Genomic DNA, 15,139 nt, shown 5'->3' on the forward strand with positions numbered 1-15,139 from the left:
TGCACAAAAAATTCGTCCAATGCATTGTTTGTGAGATATTCATGATCCAGAACTCATTGATATTCGTAGTCAGACTTGCCTGACTCACTGAGCTACCAAGCCATGACATTGATCCAGCTGCGCCACTTCATCACGCTCGCCAAGGTCGGTTCTTTTGTGAAGGCCTCTGCCCAGCTTCACATCACTCAGCCTGCGCTCAGCAGGAGCATCAAGGCACTGGAAGATGAGCTTGGTCAGCTATTGTTCGACCGCGTGGGCAGGCGAATCGAACTGACGCCCGATGGCCGTGAAACTCTGCAGCGCGCTGAACGACTGACCGAAGACGCCGACCAATTGCGGCATGGAGGCAGGGCCCTCGACAGCAGCGCCAGCGGACGGCTGCGGCTTGGATTGAGTTCGGGGCCGGGCATGATGTTGACAGCCCCGTTGATGATCCACTTTGCCCAACACTTCCCGAAGGTACAAATTGATGTGTTACGCGCCAACACCGACACGTTGACCTCCATGCTGCGCGAACGGCAAATCGACGCCATGGTCGTGGATGTACGTTCGCTGCGTCCGGCTTCAGACCTGCGCGTGGATCACCTGTCAGAGATGAAAGGGTGTTTTATGGTTCGCCAAGGGCACCCCCTGGCTGATCGCGCAAGGGTACGCTTTGATCAGGTGAGCAAATTTCCCATTGCCTCGACGCCTCTGAGCGATGAGATGGCGCGAATCCTGGTTGAACGCTATGGTGTAGAAGGACACCCACAGGTGCTGGTGAAATACACGAGCGACGAGATCGCCCATCTACTGAACGTCACCGAACGAACAAATACCGTTCTCCTGGCCATTCGCGCAGCGGGACCTGGCCTTCACGAAGTGCCGGTGTATCCGGCACTGGATGCCAACGCGCGCTTTGCCCACATCACGCTCGCTCACAAATCTGAAGGGCTGTATGTTCCCGTCCTGCGAAGCCTGATGCGCACGGCTCTGCGTTGATCAGTCCGGGATGAGGGCGACGCATTCAATCTCAAGAAGAAAGTCAGGCCGTGGCAGACGAGCTTCGACGGTGGTCCTGGCCGGCCAGGACGCCGGGTCTGTGCCAAAGAACTCTCGGTAGATGTCGTTCATGACCTGAAAGTCCGCCCGTCGGTCCAGAAAGACATTGACCTTGGCGACGTCCGCGAAGGTACAGCCGGCCTCCTCAAGGATATAGCCCACGTTAGTGAGACATGCGCGCATTTGGGCTGCAAAGTCGCCCTGCTTGACCTTGGGCTCCCCGGCCTCGAACCCAGGAATCCCTGAGACGAAAAGCAAGCCACCGGCGACCACACCATGGCAATGTGGGGATGACGATCTTGGAACGCGGTCGCTATAGATGACTTTCTTTTTCGTGGACGCAATGGGCACTTTTTCTCCTCGGGCGTATGAGCAAAGGGGTGAGCGGGAATTTCTGAGCCATCATGGAAACTCAGTCCGAAAAGTTCAGTTCATCGTGACACCTGCTCGTTTGGCCAGACTCCCCCACTTGGCGCTCTCGCTTTGAATGAAGCGAGCAAAGTCCTGGGGCGTCCCGCCGACCGGGGTCACACCTTGCTCCTTGAAGAACGCGAGCGAATCAGGTTGTTGAAGCACACGATTGAGCGCTTCATTGGCCCTTGCAATGACCGCCGCTGGCGTCTTGGATGGGGCCATCACGCCGTACCACGTGGAGCTGAGCACATTGGGCAGCCCCGCTTCTGCCGTGGTAGGTACCTGAGGTAATGCCTCGGATCGTTTGGGCGCTGCGATAGCAAGGGCACGCAGCCGGTTCCCGGCAATGAAAGACATCACCGCAGGAACGTCGGCGACGAGGAAATCTGCGTTACCTGCCATCACATCGACGATGGCAGGCGCTGCGCCGCGATAAGGGATATGCGTCATGAAAACGTTCGCCTCCCGTTTGAGAAGTTCAGCACCCAGTTGTGTGGTGGTCCCACTTCCGGCAGAAGCGAAATTGAGCTTGCCTGGCGCCGCCTTCGCCGCGGCGACTAACTCACGCAGATTGGTGATCTTGCTGTTGCTGGCAACGACAATAACCTGAGGAGTCACTACCGCCTGACCAACTGCAGATAGATCCGTATCAGGGTTGTACGTCATGCTGGTGGACACTGCCGGCACCACTGTAAGCGCACCGGTTGATGAGAACAGGAGACTGTGGCCGTCTGTCGACTTGGCCACATCGGCTGCGCCCAAGGTTCCGCCGGCGCCTGCCTTGTTGTCGATGACCACTGGCTGACCGAATTCTCGAGACAGGCGGATAGATATGAATCGAGCCAGCGTGTCAGCGGGCCCGCCAGCGGCGAATGGAACGACCAGCCGTACGGGGCGGCTCGGCCAGGCAGCCGCCTGTGAGAGCGCTGTGGTGGGAAGAGCGATCAGGCCACCTGCAGCACTTGCACCCGCCACAGAAAGTATGGATCGGCGTGTCATGGGTTGTTCAAAAGTCACTGTGGTCTCCCTTGTCGCTTCTATAAAAAATGTTCTCGATGTCCAATAACTCGGATGTATCAGGAGGCTTGCGCGGTTTGCGCCCGAGCCAACGCAAGCTCATTCATGATGTCTTCGAACCGGTCTCTCGCCTGCTCACGTGCCGTGTCGTAGCAGCTATTGCCGTGGGCATCAATTCCTACGGTCACGGGGCCCAGGCCTTCCACGCGAAGCCGAACCAGCCTGTAGTGGATCAGCATGTCCGGCCAACCCACCTGCAACACTTGCTTGACGGCGGCAGACAAGAGCGCGCAACCACCGCCGAGGAAGGACAGATAAACGCCGCCAACTTCACGCAGTGCCTGCGCGCAGGCGCTGTCGAGTCCACCCTTGCCACCTACCGCATGAAGCTGCAGTTCTCGTATCAGGGTGGGCATGTATGGATTGAAGCGAGTGCTGGTCGTAGGGTTCATGTATTCGACCTCAAACTTGCCGTCAACTTCCTTGCTATAGCTGCCAAGATGAAACAGGCTCTGGCCTGTCAGGTCCATAGGCAAAGGCTCAGCGCCTCCCAGGGCCGCAATCAAGCGCTGATGGGTAGGCAGGCCGGCTGTGATCACGATCTCGCCATCGAGGATGACCTGGTCGCCTGCCCGAAGCCGAAGAGCATCTTCGCGCGACAGAGGAAACTTCATACGGTGTGTGGTGATGCTCATTCAACAATCTCCACTCGTCCGTCGTTATAGATGCGCGCACGTGTCCGCCGGTTGATCCAGCAGTTGAACGCGACCGCTACAGGCGTGAACCCATGGCCCGCCGCGTATTCAACATGGACCGCCATTGCAGTGGTGCTTCCACCCGTGCCCATAGGGCCAAAACCAGTCTTGTTGACCGCAGCATTGAGCCGCTGCTCCATGGCTGCCACCATCGGCTCCGGGTGAGGCTCGGAGATAGGCCGCAGTGTGGCCTCTTTGGCCATCTTGGCTGCATAGTCAAAGCTGCCGCCAATGCCCACACCGATGACCACCGGAGGGCAATGTTGCGACCCCGCCTTCATGACCGTCTCCATAACAAACCGCTCTATCGTGGCGAGATCAGGAAAACTGAAAATCTCCAGTGCCGCCCAACGGCCAGAACCCAAGGCCTTGGGGCTGCAGGTGATGTCCAGGCAATCGCTGCCGTCGACCATGTCGAAGGTGGTGATGGGCATCCCCTTGCCCGCGTAGCCACGTTCAAGCGTCAAAGGATTGGTGACATGCGGAAGAAGCGGTGGCTGGATGCGTTCCACCAGCTCTGCAAAGCCGTCCTGGATGGCTTGCCGCACATCACCGCTGAATCGCGCTTGGGTTCCGACCCGCGCAAAGTACACAGGAACGCCCGCGTCCGAACAGACAAAGTGACCGGTTCGCTCTGCGGTTTCCGCGCTTTGCAGCATGATGCGCAAGGTGTGGCGAGCTGTTTCGCTCGAATCGCTGAGTGCCGCAGCTTGCAGGGCCTGCTGCGTGTCCTTGGGTACACCCCGCAGTGAACGGTCGTACAGCTCTGCCGTCACGGTCTTGATGAGTTCAGGTGAGATTGACATAATTTTTAAGGGGCTTGCTGCGCAAGCACGTTCGCGCGCATCTTGGTGAGTGCATAAAGAGATTCGCTGCGAGGAGCCGAGACTTGCAAGCGTTTGGCAATTTCAACCACCGCTCCGATCAAGGCTTCAACCTCCAGGGACTTGCCCGCTTCCATGTCCTGCAACATGGAGGTCTTCACATGCCCCAGCTTGCGGGTAATTGCGATGCGTGCAGCGGGCGTCACATCGAGTGAGATCCCCACCGCCCGGCCGATGGCAAGGGTTTCTTCCATCAAGGAGCAGAAAAGCTCGAAGATGGCGGGGTTATCTATGAGCTGATCTGTGGAACACCCGGCCAGGACGCTTACCGGGTTAAAGCAGGCATTGCCCAGGAGCTTGGTCCAGACCTCGGCGCGAATATCGGATGAGGCCACCGCATCGAGTCCTGACTGCCGTAACAGATCTACCCAGCCGGTGAGCCGGGAACTCGAGGGAGCGCCAGAGACTTCCCCGAAAACCAGCCGAGAACCTGAGGCATGGCGTACGACGCCGGGCGCGGGTGTGGAGCATGCCGGGTAGATGACGGCTCCCAGCACTTGGCCGGAAGGGATCATCACCGACAGATTCCCCTGCGGATCCAGGGAGTTGAGCGGCTGTGCCATGGCGGGAGCCTTCAACCCATGCGTAAACCACCAGGGAATCCCGTTGAGCGCGGGCACGATGATGGTGTGCGGCCCAACCAGCGGGGGTATGAGATGGGCGATGTCGGCCAGGGCTTGAGCCTTCACAGCGATGATCACGACATCCTGTGGACCCAGGCCAACGAGCGCCTCGGAATCCACCGCCTCCACGGGCACCGTCCAACTTTCATCTCCGCTTTTCAGCGTCCAGCCTGATGCGCGCACCACCTCGAGCGTGCTGCCGCGCGCAAGCACGCTGACATGCGCGCCTGATTTCGCAAGGTTGATGCCTAGATAGCCACCAATGGCGCCAGCACCAAGAACGCAGATACGGGGTCTTTTGTCATTCATCGTGGTTTTTGTTCTGCGAGATACGCAACGATGGAATTAAAGCGCCGCATCCGCAATTTGGAAATCGCGAAATAGAGATAGACTTATCACATAATCTAATAAATCATGCACATCTCCATTCGTCAGCTGCGCGTACTTTTAGCGGTCGCTGATCACGGCAGCTTCAGCGGCGCCGCTCATGCCATTGGACTGTCGCAGTCTGCCGTGAGCCAAGGGGTGAGAGCCGTGGAAGAGTCGATCGGCACCCAACTGATTGAGCGTTCCACCAGGCACGTCCGCTTGACGCCCGCAGGCGAGCGCTTGATTAGCCCCTTGAGAGATGCGCTCGATAGACTGGAGTTGGTTCTGGTGCAAGCGCAATCGGCAGGTGCGGCTTCGCAAAAGGTCATTCAAATGGCCTCAACCCCTCATCTGTCTGGACGCCTGCTGTCGCAGTGCTTGGCCGATGCAGCCAGGCGATACCCGGAACTTCAGGTTCAACTGCGGGAACAGCCCCAGCCTGCTGCCATAGAAAGTGTGCGCAGAGGTACGGTGGAGTTCGGCCTCGCGGTAGGCGATGACCGAATCACGGACTTGATTCAAACCCGGTTGCTCAGAGATCAGTTCATGCTGATTTGCCGTACTGATCATCCGTTCGCACGCAGGAAGGTGATCGGACTCGCTCAACTTCGGCTGGAGCGGCTGATTCTCCTGGCCACTGCGCTTGGCGGGCGCTCAGCATTGAACAGCCTTTTACGAGGCCATGGCGTGGCGGTGGAGAAAGCACAGGAGGTCACGCTGGCCGCTACCGCGATGGAGATGGTGGCCGAAGGCTTGGGAGTTGCCCTGCTGCCGGCCAGTCGCCTGCCAATGCCTGAGCAACTGTCTCTTATTGCGAAAGAGCTGGATCCCTCTCCAGTCAGAGACATTGTGCTGATCCGGCGCAAGGGCATCCCCATGTCGGATCCTGCCCAGAAGCTGCACGATCTGATTCTCAAGCGAGTTTCGGGAGCCGACGATTTGGACTGGGAGCGCCCGCTCACGCTACTTATCCCGTTCCCGGAAGGCGGCCCCGTTGATCGGTACGGCCGTGTATTTGGAGAGATCCTTTCCCGGCACCTTCGCCAGCGGGTGGTCGTCAAAAACGCGGTCGGCATGGGAGGGGCGCAAGGAGTGCATGAACTGACACGTTCCGAGGCTGATGGCTACACGATAGGCATCGCCGGCAATGGAGCGACCGTATTCACCGAAGGTGGGCAGACGCAAGGCTTCGTCGACGTATTCAAGGACCTCACATTCCTAAGTGGCCTGGTTCGGGTGCCTTCTGTTCTGCTTGCAGGCAAGCACCTGCCGGTTTCCAACCTCAAGGAATTGCTTGCGCAAGCCCGCTTGCATCCACGCGGTTTGCGGATTGCGGCAGCGGGGCACGGAAGCAGCCGCGTACTCGCCGAACTGCTCCAGGAGTTGGCTCACATCTCGTTGCAGGTAGAACACTACGATGGGCTCTCCCCCGCAGTTCGCGACATTGCGCGCGGCAAGGTGGATCTGGTGTTTGGGGAGCCCACTGGGGTGCTCCCACTGATTCAGAGCCAGAGAGGAACCGCCATGCTGGTCGCGGGCTCCGAGCGATGCTCCCTGTTGCCCGATGTGCCTTGCTCCGGCGAACTGGGCTTGGAGGGCCTGGACACAGATGGAGGGTATGGGCTTATTGCACCAGCCTCACTACCTGCCCAGGCGCTTGCGCATCTCTCAGGCGCCGTCACCGACGTTCTACGATCGACTGAGATTGCCGAACAGTTCGAGCGATTGGGCGTCAAACCCGACATGCGCAGTGGACCGTTCTACGCAGAATTCATCCGTTCAGAGCAAAAAAAATGGCGAACCTTCAACCTTTCACGAAAGGGTTGAAGGTTCGCCTTAGTGCTTGTCAGCGCGGGGAAGTTGCTATCAGCCGCAGCTTCCTAAAAATCCACACTGCGTGCAGTAGTCGCAGCCATCCTTGCGGATCATGGCATGGGCGCCGCACTCGGTGCATTTCTTGCCAGCCATGGCTGTAGGAGACACCAGCGCCGCGGCTTCCAGCTTGGGCTCGGTCGCAGGCAACTCTTCGCTATCGAACAACGAGCCTTGTGCCGCTAAAGCACGGCGAGCGATCAGGTTCTCAATGGCGTAGCCGATTGCTGCTACTTCGCTGTCATGCCAAAGCGGTACGTGCGTGCCGTCAGGTTTTTCATAGGTACCCAGGCGCACCGGCCCTCTGTCCCAGCTCACCTTGCGCATGTCAGACAGCGCGCGCTCCAGGAAGCCGCCCCGTGCAGCCAGGCTAAGCATGCGCATGGTGGCAGTGATCCATTGCTGTGATTCACCGCTTTGCCCCACGGGCATGAAGAACTCGATGGCGCGGTCCACGCTCCGCCCTTCGGGCAAGGCAACGGGCAAAAATGAGACGATCAGGTACAGGCGCTGCTGGCCTTCGCTGGTCCAGTACTCAATTTTCTCGGTCACAGCAGGCAAGCCGCCCGCAGGACGCTTCTCGATCACAGAGCGCATGGGATCAACCGGCGCTTGCACCGGCGCAGCGGTAACAGGCGCCTCAGGCTTGCTGGCTTCCTTGGCTACCGGAGTGGCTTCCAGCACCGCACCCAGAATACTGTTGGGGCGGTAAGTAGCCAGCCCCTTCAAACCAGCTTCCCAGGCTTGACGATAGAGATCCTTGAAGTCCTCGTAAGGGTAATCTTCCGGGATATTGACCGTCTTGCTGATGCTGGTGTCGATGAACGGCTGCACTGCCTGCATCATGTCCACATGGCCTGCGGCGGTCATTTCCAATGCACTGACGAAGTAATCAGGCAAGGTCACGACGTTTGAATCTGAGGCATCACCGGTCGCGTGGATAGACTTGTAGAGACGGTAAGAGTGGTCTTCAACTGTGTATTGGCTGCGACTGCCGTCGGCCTCACGCTTGTTGCGCGTATAGGCCCAACTGAACGCGGGCTCAATGCCGTTGCTGGCGTTGTCGGCGAAGGCCAGGCTCACCGTGCCTGTTGGAGCAATCGAGAGCAAGTGGCTATTGCGAATGCCATGCTTGCGGATGCTGGCCTGGATGTCCTCTGGCAGACGGCTGGCAAAAGTGCCTGGTGCCAGGTAGCCCTCCGCGTTGAACTTGGGAAACGCACCTTTTTCCTGGGCAAGCGCCACTGACGCGCGGTACGCGGCATCACGCATGCGGCGTGCAATCGCAGTGGCCATATCCCGGCCTGCTGGCTGGTCATAGCGGAGCTTCAACATCGTCAGCGCATTGCCCAGGCCGGTGAAACCCACACCGATGCGGCGCTTCGCCGCGCTTTCGGCGCGCTGCTGCTCAAGCGGCCAGAAGGTGACGTCGAGCACGTTGTCGAGTGCGCGCGTCTGGACGGCCACCACCTTATCAAATTCTTCGAAATCGAAAGCAGGTTCGCCGCCGTCGCCAAACGGATGGCGCACGAAATTCGTGAGAATGATGGGACCGAGGTCGCAGCATCCGTAGGGCGGAAGGGGTTGCTCGCCGCAAGGATTGGTCGCCTCGATGCGCTCGCAATAATTCAGGTTGTTGTCTTGGCGGATCTGGTCAAGAAACAAGATGCCCGGTTCAGCGAAGTCGTAGGTCGACTTCATGATCGTTTCCCACAGTTCGCGCGCAGGCAACGATTGATAGACCCATTGGCCATCAGCGCGCTGCTTCGCGCCTTGTTCTATGAGCTTGGTGCCGGGCAAGGCTTTGTGCACCAACTCCCAGGAGGTGCCGTCCCTTACGGCGTGCATAAAAGCATCCGTCACGCCGACGGACACATTGAAATTGTTCCAGCGGCCAGGCGTACGCTTGGCTGTAATGAATTCCAGTACATCCGGATGGTCGATGCGCAGCACGCCCATCTGAGCGCCGCGGCGAGCACCGGCGCTTTCCACAGTGGAGCACGACTGATCGAACACGTTCATGTAGCTGCAGGGCCCACTGGCCATGCTTGCCGTGCCTTTGACGTAGGCACCCTTGGGACGGATGCGGCTGAAGTCATAGCCCACGCCGCCGCCGCGGCGCATGGTCTCTGCGGCCTCGCGCAAGGCTTCATAGATGCCGGGGTAGCCTTCGTCATCTGTGCCCTGAATCGCATCTCCCACCGGCTGGACGAAGCAGTTGATCAGCGTGGCCTGGATATCCGTGCCCGCGGCACTCATGATGCGGCCTGCGCCAATGGCACCCGCATGCAGGTTTGAAAGGAATTTCTGTTCCCACTCGGCGCGCAGTTTGGGTGCTTCGACTGACGCCAGGGCGCGCGCGACGCGGCCGTAGAGTTGATCAAGGCTGGTTTCGCCAGCTTTATAGTATTTTTCAGCCAACACATCACGGCTGATGGGTTGAACTGCCAGACGGGCCTGCGTTTTGGGCAGGGTGTCTCTTTTCATGTAATGCACTCCGGTGTTAACGCTGCCAGCGTGATCGATCCCAGCAGCCAAACCATTAATTCTTGCACTGATGCAATTCGCGATCCGAAAGGCAACTTCCCTGCCCCTCTAAAGAACAGGCCTTTATCAGTCTCTCCGGTATAAGCATGACCCAGTTGTTGGTCGATACAAAACTGTCCCATGCTGGAGACACCGTCGCGCAGGCCACAGTGTGCCAAACAATCGAAGGCCATGGTGCACTGTTTTTTCACATGTGCAACTGCTTTTAGTTTCGATTCGATACGAATATATTTTTCCAGCCAGGGAGTGCGCACCGCCCGGGCAGGCAAGCCGGCGACGCTGATGAACTCCACCACGTCTTGCGGGCCGGCCTGTGCCAGCACACGCTTGAACTCAGGGGCGGCATCGCACTCCTGCGTCACTGCAAACGCAGTGCCCACCTGCACCCCCGCCGCACCCAGCGCCTGCAGTCGCTGAATATCCTCGAGGCAACTGATACCCCCTGCGGCAATAAGGGGAACTTGGCCCTCAATGCCGGCAAACCGGAAAAATTCACGCGCCTGGGGAATAACGTTTTCGAAATCGAAGCGTGGATCTTGAAGGTCAGCCACTTTGGCCGCGCCCAAATGCCCGCCTGCCAGACGCGGGTGCTCGATGACGATAGCGTCAGGCAATCGACCCTTCTTTTCCCATTTACGAACCAACAGCTGAATACCGCGCGCGTCGGACAAGATTGGAATTAGCGCAGTGTGCGGATGGTCCTTGGCCAGTTCCGGTAAATCCAGTGGCAGGCCCGCCCCGACAACGATCGCGTCGACGCCCTCTTCCAAGGCGCAGCGCACGTAGGCTTCATATTGGCTGAGCGCCTTCATGACATTGACCGCTAGCACGCCCTGCCCTTCTGACAAAGCTCTCGCTCGCCGTATCTCGCGCTTGAGCGCCTCGATATTTGCTGCATTGATGCGCTCCGCAGCATATGGCTCTTTCAGAAGATGGCCTGTCTGCTGCATGAGATCCGGGTGCAAACGCCTCAGATCGACTGAAGAAATGGTGCCCACGCCACCCAGCCGCGCCACCGCGCCGGCCAAGCCACCCGCCGAAACTCCAACCCCCATTCCGCCTTGCACGACCGGTAGCAATGAGCGGCCTTTAAGCTGAAGAAGAGTGAGTGCCGATTCGCGACACAACGACCAAAGTCCTGCGATCGCATCGGAATGCGAGAAATTGGGTGAGGGAACGTTAGCTGAAGCGACGTGCAATCCCGCACGTTCAGCAAAAGGTAATTTCATGGAGGAAAGGCCAGAGCAAAGAACTGAGGAAAAGGTACCTCCAAGTGCTCTCTACCGCCTTGCCTCAGGTCAAGCTAGCGCTAAAAATCGCTCTCACTTCTGCACAACGGGAAGACTCGGCGCTCACTATGGCATTCATACACGGGGCGTGGACGCCCCATTGTGAAAGCAGGCCTATGACAGGACGGCAAGACGGTTCGTTAACGGCCTTCAGTACAGACTAGTCAAGCGTTGTGCCGCTTGGATTTGTCATCGAGTATTCGCGTGACGATTCCCAGAATCTCATCTCCTGCGGTGGCAATGTGCTCCTCGAGAACACGCCGAGCCTGCTCAGCTTGTCCATGCCGACACAGATCAATCAGCTGCTGATGCTCACGATGAGCTTGCTCGCGGACGGGCGCGTTGACCGCTTGGAATCGGAAATAACGCTCTGATTTCTCGTGCAGTCCACGCACGATGGATAGAGCAGCGGGTCGGCCAGCGGGGGCGTAGAGCAACTCGTGGAGTCCCCAATTCAGCGCCCCCCAATCATCGACGTTCGCGTGGTCCATGGCTTCGACTTGAGCTTCCGCACGACGGAGCTCTTCGTCACTGATATTGGCTACAGCTTCATACAACAGCCACGGTTCAAGGCGTTGTCGAATATCGAAGAACTCGCGAACCTCCTCTGTAGACAGCATGGAGACGAATGCGCCTTTGTGAGGCAACACGTCTATCAGCCCTTCTGCACTCAGAATTCGAATGGCCTCGCGAACGGGTATCCGGCTGACCCCCAACTCTTCTGCCAGTGCCTCTTGCCTTAACGGCACTCCAGGAGGCAAGGCCCCGGAAAGAATGCGCGACCGAAGGTCATCCAGGACGAGTTCGACCGTGGTCTTACGGACCAGCCGCCCGGGCGACGACGGCGGGCGTTCAACGTCGTGCGACGGTTGGATGTTCGCGGGGTATGCCATGAGATCGTATGAGTATGCCATCCCACCTATTGGATTCAGGAGGCACGATGGTGGAGAACTAGAGCCCACTAGGGTAAACCCTCTATCACAAACTTTTTCGGGGCAAATATATTGTATCCAATTATCCAAAGCGACATGACAAGTGCGCCTTCGGTGACATCTTGCATGGACTTTTGACAATCTTTCAATTTGGATCCAATATATTGCCTCCAATATGAGGCCAAGCATTCTTTAACTGAAAGGTGATCTGCAATGAAAGCAATCGACTGGTCCGGCGTCTTCCCTGCCGTCACGACCAAACTCAAATCTGACTTCACATTGGACGTGCCCGCCATTGAAAAAGGCCTGGAGAGACTGATCGACGCAGGCGTGGGCGGCGTAGTGATGATGGGCATGGTGGGTGAGAACGCCCAGTTGTCTCCCGAAGAAAAGCTGTTGGTCCTCAAAACCGCCAAGGCCGTCGTGAAAGACCGCGTACCACTTATCTCCGGACTGGCAGAAACCAATACAGCAAAAGCTGAGGCCTTTGCAAAAGAAGCGGAAAAAATTGGCGTGGACGGTCTTATGGTGTTTCCGGGCCTGACCTACAAGTCAGACGCGAGAGAGACGATCCATTTCTATAAGTCCGTAGCTCGGGCGAGCAACCTGTCCATTCTTCTCTACAACAACCCACGCGGCTATGGCGTCGATCTCACGGCAGACATTCTTGCCGAGCTGATGAGCGAGCCGACCATCGTCGCCATGAAGGAAGAGTCCTATGAGACGCATCGCATTACGGAGTTGGTCACGCGCTTCGGCGGCCGGCTAAGCGTCGTTTGCGGCGTAGACAACTTGATCGTCGAAAGCGCAGCCCTCGGGGTCAAGTGCTGGGTCTCTGGCATGGCGAACGCCGTACCCAAGGCATCGGTTGATCTTCTAAACCTGTGCGTTTCAGGAAAATTTGATGAAGCGCGCAAGCTCTACGCCGCCCTGGACCCGCTGTTTTATCTGGATACCGTCGTGAAGCTCGTCCAGCACATCAAACTTGCGGAAAGCATCACCAATGGAAGCGCCGAAACGGTCAAACCCCCCAGACTGAATCTCGAAGGAGAAGAACGTGAACGCACTCTAGCGATCACCAAGGCCACCCTCGCGAACTTGAAGGCCCTTGGTTACTAGTTCGCATTGTCCCCGTCCCGCCTCGTCACGCAACTGCCCCTTCACGCGAGAGCGTTGGAGGCCCATCGGATTCAGCGCCCCGATGGACGGCAGCGTTCATCGGCGCCATCACTCACCCTCAAATCATGAAGATCCTACGCACTCTGACGTTCGCCGCTTTAAGCAGTGCCATGGCACTGGTTCACGCTGCCGATCCATACCCCTCAAAGTCCGTGGAGCTCGTCGTCGCGTACGCGGCGGGTGGGGGAAGCGATGCGGCGGCAAGAGCTATTGCCGAAGCAGCGAAAAAATACTTGCCGCAACCCGTGTACGTGACGAACAAACCGGGTGCGAGCGGTTCGATCGGCTGGGCCTATGTCACCACCGGCACTCCGGACGGGTACAAGCTATCTCTCATGAATCCGGAAATGCTGGTGGTTCCCCTCCTTGGGATCGGAAAAACAACTGTTGACCACTTTCAGCCCATCGCACGGTTCACTGACGACGCGACATCGATAACGGTCCGCGCAGACGCGCCGTGGAAAACGATTGATGAGTTCATTGCCTTTGCAAGGGCTAACCCTGAAAAAGTCGCCATAAGCAACGCCGGACTGGGAACGATTCCCCATACGGCAGCTGTGGCGTTCGCAGAGCGGACCAACACGAAGTTCAACCATGTTCCGTATCAGGGCGCGGCGCCTGCCACTTTGGGGCTTCTTTCGGGCGACGTGCAGGCCACTTCAATTCCTTATGCTGATTTGAAACAGCATGTGGAAGCAGGAAAACTCCGGACCCTGGCCGTGATGGCTGACAAACGGATTCCAGGACTGGACAACGTCCCAACGTTCAAGGAACGAGGCTACGACCTCCAGTACAGCGTATGGCGAGGCATCGGCTTGCCCAAAGGCAGCCCCAAGGAAGCTTTGGACAAATGGCGTGAAGTAGCGAAGGCCGTCTTCCAGGATCCGGCTTTCCAGACCACCATCACCAAGCAAGGGCTGACGCTTTCATGGGCAGACACCCCGGAATTCGCAACAGATATCGCGCGGCAAAACGAGGCGTTCAAGAAAATTGTTCCAAAAATGGAAATGAAACAGTAAGACACGCATCAGCGGCTTGAACGGCGGCCATGCAGTTTCTCCGAAGATCCCCGACACATGAATCAATCTGGAAAGAACCAGTACATGGCCGACACCATCCGCCTCACTCTTGATGAAGTATTTGGCCTTTCTGTGAGGGTATTGAGAGAGCACGGGATGTCTATGGCCCACGCTCAAGCCGTTGCCCGCGTCATCACCGCTGGCGAGAGAGATGAGTGCTACTCGCACGGAATCTATCGACTGCTCATCACGACCCATACCCTCAGGAGCAGCGGCATTTCCCGAGACGCGCTACCGGTGATTCGAGATCGCACACCTGCCGTCGTTGGGGTGGACGCACAATTTGCCTACTCTCCCCTGTCTTTCGAGATGGGAAGCAAAGTGTTGATAGAAAAAGCCAGGAAAACCGGCATTGCCGCTATGGTTATCAACAACTGCTACCACTTCTCGGCCCTTTGGCCTGAGATCGAAGTCCTGACCGCAAGCGGCCTCGCCGCGATCGCGATGAATCCAAGCCATGCGGGCGTTGCGCCCGCCGGGGGAACTCAAGCCGTTCTTGGAACCAATCCCATCGCCTTCGGATGGCCCAGGCCCGGCAAGGATCCCTACGTGTTCGATTTCGCCACCAGCGCAGTAGCCCGAGGCGAAATTGAGCTGCATAGCCGCGCCGGGAGATCCATCCCCCACGGTTGGGGAATCGATGCGCGAGGTCAACCTACAAACCATGCCGATGCGGTCTTGAATGGTGGAGCCATGCTTGCATTTGGCGGTCACAAAGGCTCAGCTCTTTCCACAATGATCGAGCTGCTAGCGGGGCCCCTGATTGGTGACCTGACGAGCTTGGACTCATTGAAGTACGACGATGGCCGTGGGGCCTCTCCATGCCACGGAGAGATCATCATTGCCATGGATCCGTTGATCCTCGGGCAAGGTCACTACGCCGAGGACGACGCCAGGGCGGAGAGGCTTTTCGATGAATTCCTGGGTCAAGGCGCGAGATTGCCATCGCAGCGCCGCTACGCGGCACGAAAAAGAAGCTTGAGCGATGGGGTCCAGGTGTCCCGCACGCTCCATGAAGAAATCATGGGCATGCTTTCCGGTTCTGAGATCGAAACTCAAGTCCCATGAGGCCTCCGTGCAAAGCCCGCGCACAAGTTCCCTCAAACCGCCTGAGACCTGTACCGAATGCTTGATCGCC

At 58.0% G+C, this 15,139-nt stretch carries 13 protein-coding genes; 5 read left to right on the plus strand and 8 right to left on the minus strand.

The genetic code is table 11. From position 1 onward, the window contains the following. Positions 1-102 precede the first annotated feature (102 nt). Positions 103-981, plus strand: a complete 879-nt coding sequence (locus tag ABIE13_RS06075) for a LysR family transcriptional regulator (protein WP_354442042.1) — start codon at positions 103-105, stop codon at positions 979-981. On the opposite strand, the gene ABIE13_RS06080 is transcribed toward ABIE13_RS06075, so the two are convergent. The 5 genes from ABIE13_RS06080 to ABIE13_RS06100 form a co-directional block, all read right to left on the minus strand. Continuing rightward, positions 982-1,392 carry a RidA family protein gene (locus ABIE13_RS06080; RefSeq protein WP_354442044.1) on the minus strand — a complete coding sequence of 137 codons (411 nt, stop codon included), beginning with the start codon at positions 1,390-1,392 and terminating at the stop codon, positions 982-984. Between the two features lie 75 nt (positions 1,393-1,467). Beyond that, on the minus strand, positions 1,468-2,472 hold the full coding sequence (locus tag ABIE13_RS06085; RefSeq protein WP_354442046.1) for a Bug family tripartite tricarboxylate transporter substrate binding protein: 1,005 nt from the start codon (positions 2,470-2,472) through the stop codon (positions 1,468-1,470). 59 nt (positions 2,473-2,531) lie between these two features. Next, on the minus strand, positions 2,532-3,167 hold the full coding sequence (locus ABIE13_RS06090; RefSeq protein WP_354442048.1) for a fumarate hydratase C-terminal domain-containing protein: 636 nt from the start codon (positions 3,165-3,167) through the stop codon (positions 2,532-2,534). Then, positions 3,164-4,033: a fumarate hydratase gene (locus tag ABIE13_RS06095; protein WP_354442049.1), complete on the minus strand. Its 870-nt coding sequence runs from the start codon at positions 4,031-4,033 to the stop codon at positions 3,164-3,166. Before ABIE13_RS06095 ends, ABIE13_RS06090 begins: the two co-directional genes overlap by 4 nt. Before the next feature lie 5 nt (positions 4,034-4,038). Next, a complete protein-coding gene (locus ABIE13_RS06100) occupies positions 4,039-5,043 on the minus strand; it encodes a ketopantoate reductase family protein (RefSeq protein ID WP_354442051.1) in 1,005 nt (334 codons plus the stop codon). 105 nt (positions 5,044-5,148) lie between these two features. Here ABIE13_RS06100 and ABIE13_RS06105 point away from each other — a divergent pair, with 105 nt between their 5' ends. Continuing rightward, entirely contained in the window at positions 5,149-6,930 is a 1,782-nt protein-coding gene (locus ABIE13_RS06105; RefSeq protein WP_354442052.1) for a tripartite tricarboxylate transporter substrate-binding protein, read from the plus strand. 39 nt (positions 6,931-6,969) lie between these two features. On the opposite strand, the gene ABIE13_RS06110 is transcribed toward ABIE13_RS06105, so the two are convergent. From ABIE13_RS06110 to ABIE13_RS06120, 3 genes are all read right to left on the minus strand, one after another. Then, positions 6,970-9,462, minus strand: coding sequence for an adenosylcobalamin-dependent ribonucleoside-diphosphate reductase (locus tag ABIE13_RS06110; protein WP_354442054.1), 2,493 nt, complete (start codon positions 9,460-9,462; stop codon positions 6,970-6,972). Next, the gene (locus ABIE13_RS06115; RefSeq protein WP_354442056.1) at positions 9,459-10,751 is read right to left on the minus strand and encodes an NAD(P)H-dependent flavin oxidoreductase; all 1,293 of its coding nucleotides are present in this window, start codon (positions 10,749-10,751) and stop codon (positions 9,459-9,461) included. The genes ABIE13_RS06110 and ABIE13_RS06115 overlap by 4 nt, the downstream gene beginning before the upstream one ends. A 224-nt stretch (positions 10,752-10,975) precedes the next feature. Beyond that, the gene (locus ABIE13_RS06120) at positions 10,976-11,704 is read right to left on the minus strand and encodes a GntR family transcriptional regulator (RefSeq protein ID WP_354442058.1); all 729 of its coding nucleotides are present in this window, start codon (positions 11,702-11,704) and stop codon (positions 10,976-10,978) included. A gap of 252 nt (positions 11,705-11,956) precedes the next feature. On the opposite strand from ABIE13_RS06120, the gene ABIE13_RS06125 reads away from it, so the two are divergent. The 3 genes from ABIE13_RS06125 (at position 11,957) to ABIE13_RS06135 (ending at position 15,069) form a co-directional block, all read left to right on the plus strand. After that, complete coding sequence (locus ABIE13_RS06125) at positions 11,957-12,862, plus strand: dihydrodipicolinate synthase family protein (RefSeq protein WP_354442059.1); 906 nt, start codon at positions 11,957-11,959, stop codon at positions 12,860-12,862. A gap of 212 nt (positions 12,863-13,074) precedes the next feature. Continuing rightward, a complete protein-coding gene (locus ABIE13_RS06130) occupies positions 13,075-13,941 on the plus strand; it encodes a tripartite tricarboxylate transporter substrate binding protein (RefSeq protein WP_354442060.1) in 867 nt (288 codons plus the stop codon). 84 nt (positions 13,942-14,025) lie between these two features. Next, positions 14,026-15,069: an Ldh family oxidoreductase gene (locus ABIE13_RS06135; protein WP_354442364.1), complete on the plus strand. Its 1,044-nt coding sequence runs from the start codon at positions 14,026-14,028 to the stop codon at positions 15,067-15,069. Positions 15,070-15,139 lie beyond the last annotated feature (70 nt).

It is taken from the genome of Ottowia thiooxydans (genome assembly GCF_040548795.1).
In the GTDB taxonomy this organism is placed as follows: Bacteria; Pseudomonadota; Gammaproteobacteria; order Burkholderiales; family Burkholderiaceae_C; genus Ottowia; species Ottowia thiooxydans_A.

What these genes read in the sequence shown, in the direction of transcription:
- ABIE13_RS06095 (WP_354442049.1), bottom strand. Translation starts at nt 4,033, where the DNA reads ATGTCAATCTCACCTGAACTCATCAAGACCGTGACGGCAGAGCTGTAC.
- ABIE13_RS06110 (WP_354442054.1), bottom strand. Translation starts at nt 9,462, where the DNA reads ATGAAAAGAGACACCCTGCCCAAAACGCAGGCCCGTCTGGCAGTTCAA.
- ABIE13_RS06115 (WP_354442056.1), bottom strand. Translation starts at nt 10,751, where the DNA reads ATGAAATTACCTTTTGCTGAACGTGCGGGATTGCACGTCGCTTCAGCT.
- ABIE13_RS06090 (WP_354442048.1), bottom strand. Translation starts at nt 3,167, where the DNA reads ATGAGCATCACCACACACCGTATGAAGTTTCCTCTGTCGCGCGAAGAT.
- ABIE13_RS06100 (WP_354442051.1), bottom strand. Translation starts at nt 5,043, where the DNA reads ATGAATGACAAAAGACCCCGTATCTGCGTTCTTGGTGCTGGCGCCATT.
- ABIE13_RS06125 (WP_354442059.1), top strand. Translation starts at nt 11,957, where the DNA reads ATGAAAGCAATCGACTGGTCCGGCGTCTTCCCTGCCGTCACGACCAAA.
- ABIE13_RS06135 (WP_354442364.1), top strand. Translation starts at nt 14,026, where the DNA reads ATGGCCGACACCATCCGCCTCACTCTTGATGAAGTATTTGGCCTTTCT.
- ABIE13_RS06120 (WP_354442058.1), bottom strand. Translation starts at nt 11,704, where the DNA reads ATGGCATACCCCGCGAACATCCAACCGTCGCACGACGTTGAACGCCCG.
- ABIE13_RS06105 (WP_354442052.1), top strand. Translation starts at nt 5,149, where the DNA reads ATGCACATCTCCATTCGTCAGCTGCGCGTACTTTTAGCGGTCGCTGAT.
- ABIE13_RS06075 (WP_354442042.1), top strand. Translation starts at nt 103, where the DNA reads ATGACATTGATCCAGCTGCGCCACTTCATCACGCTCGCCAAGGTCGGT.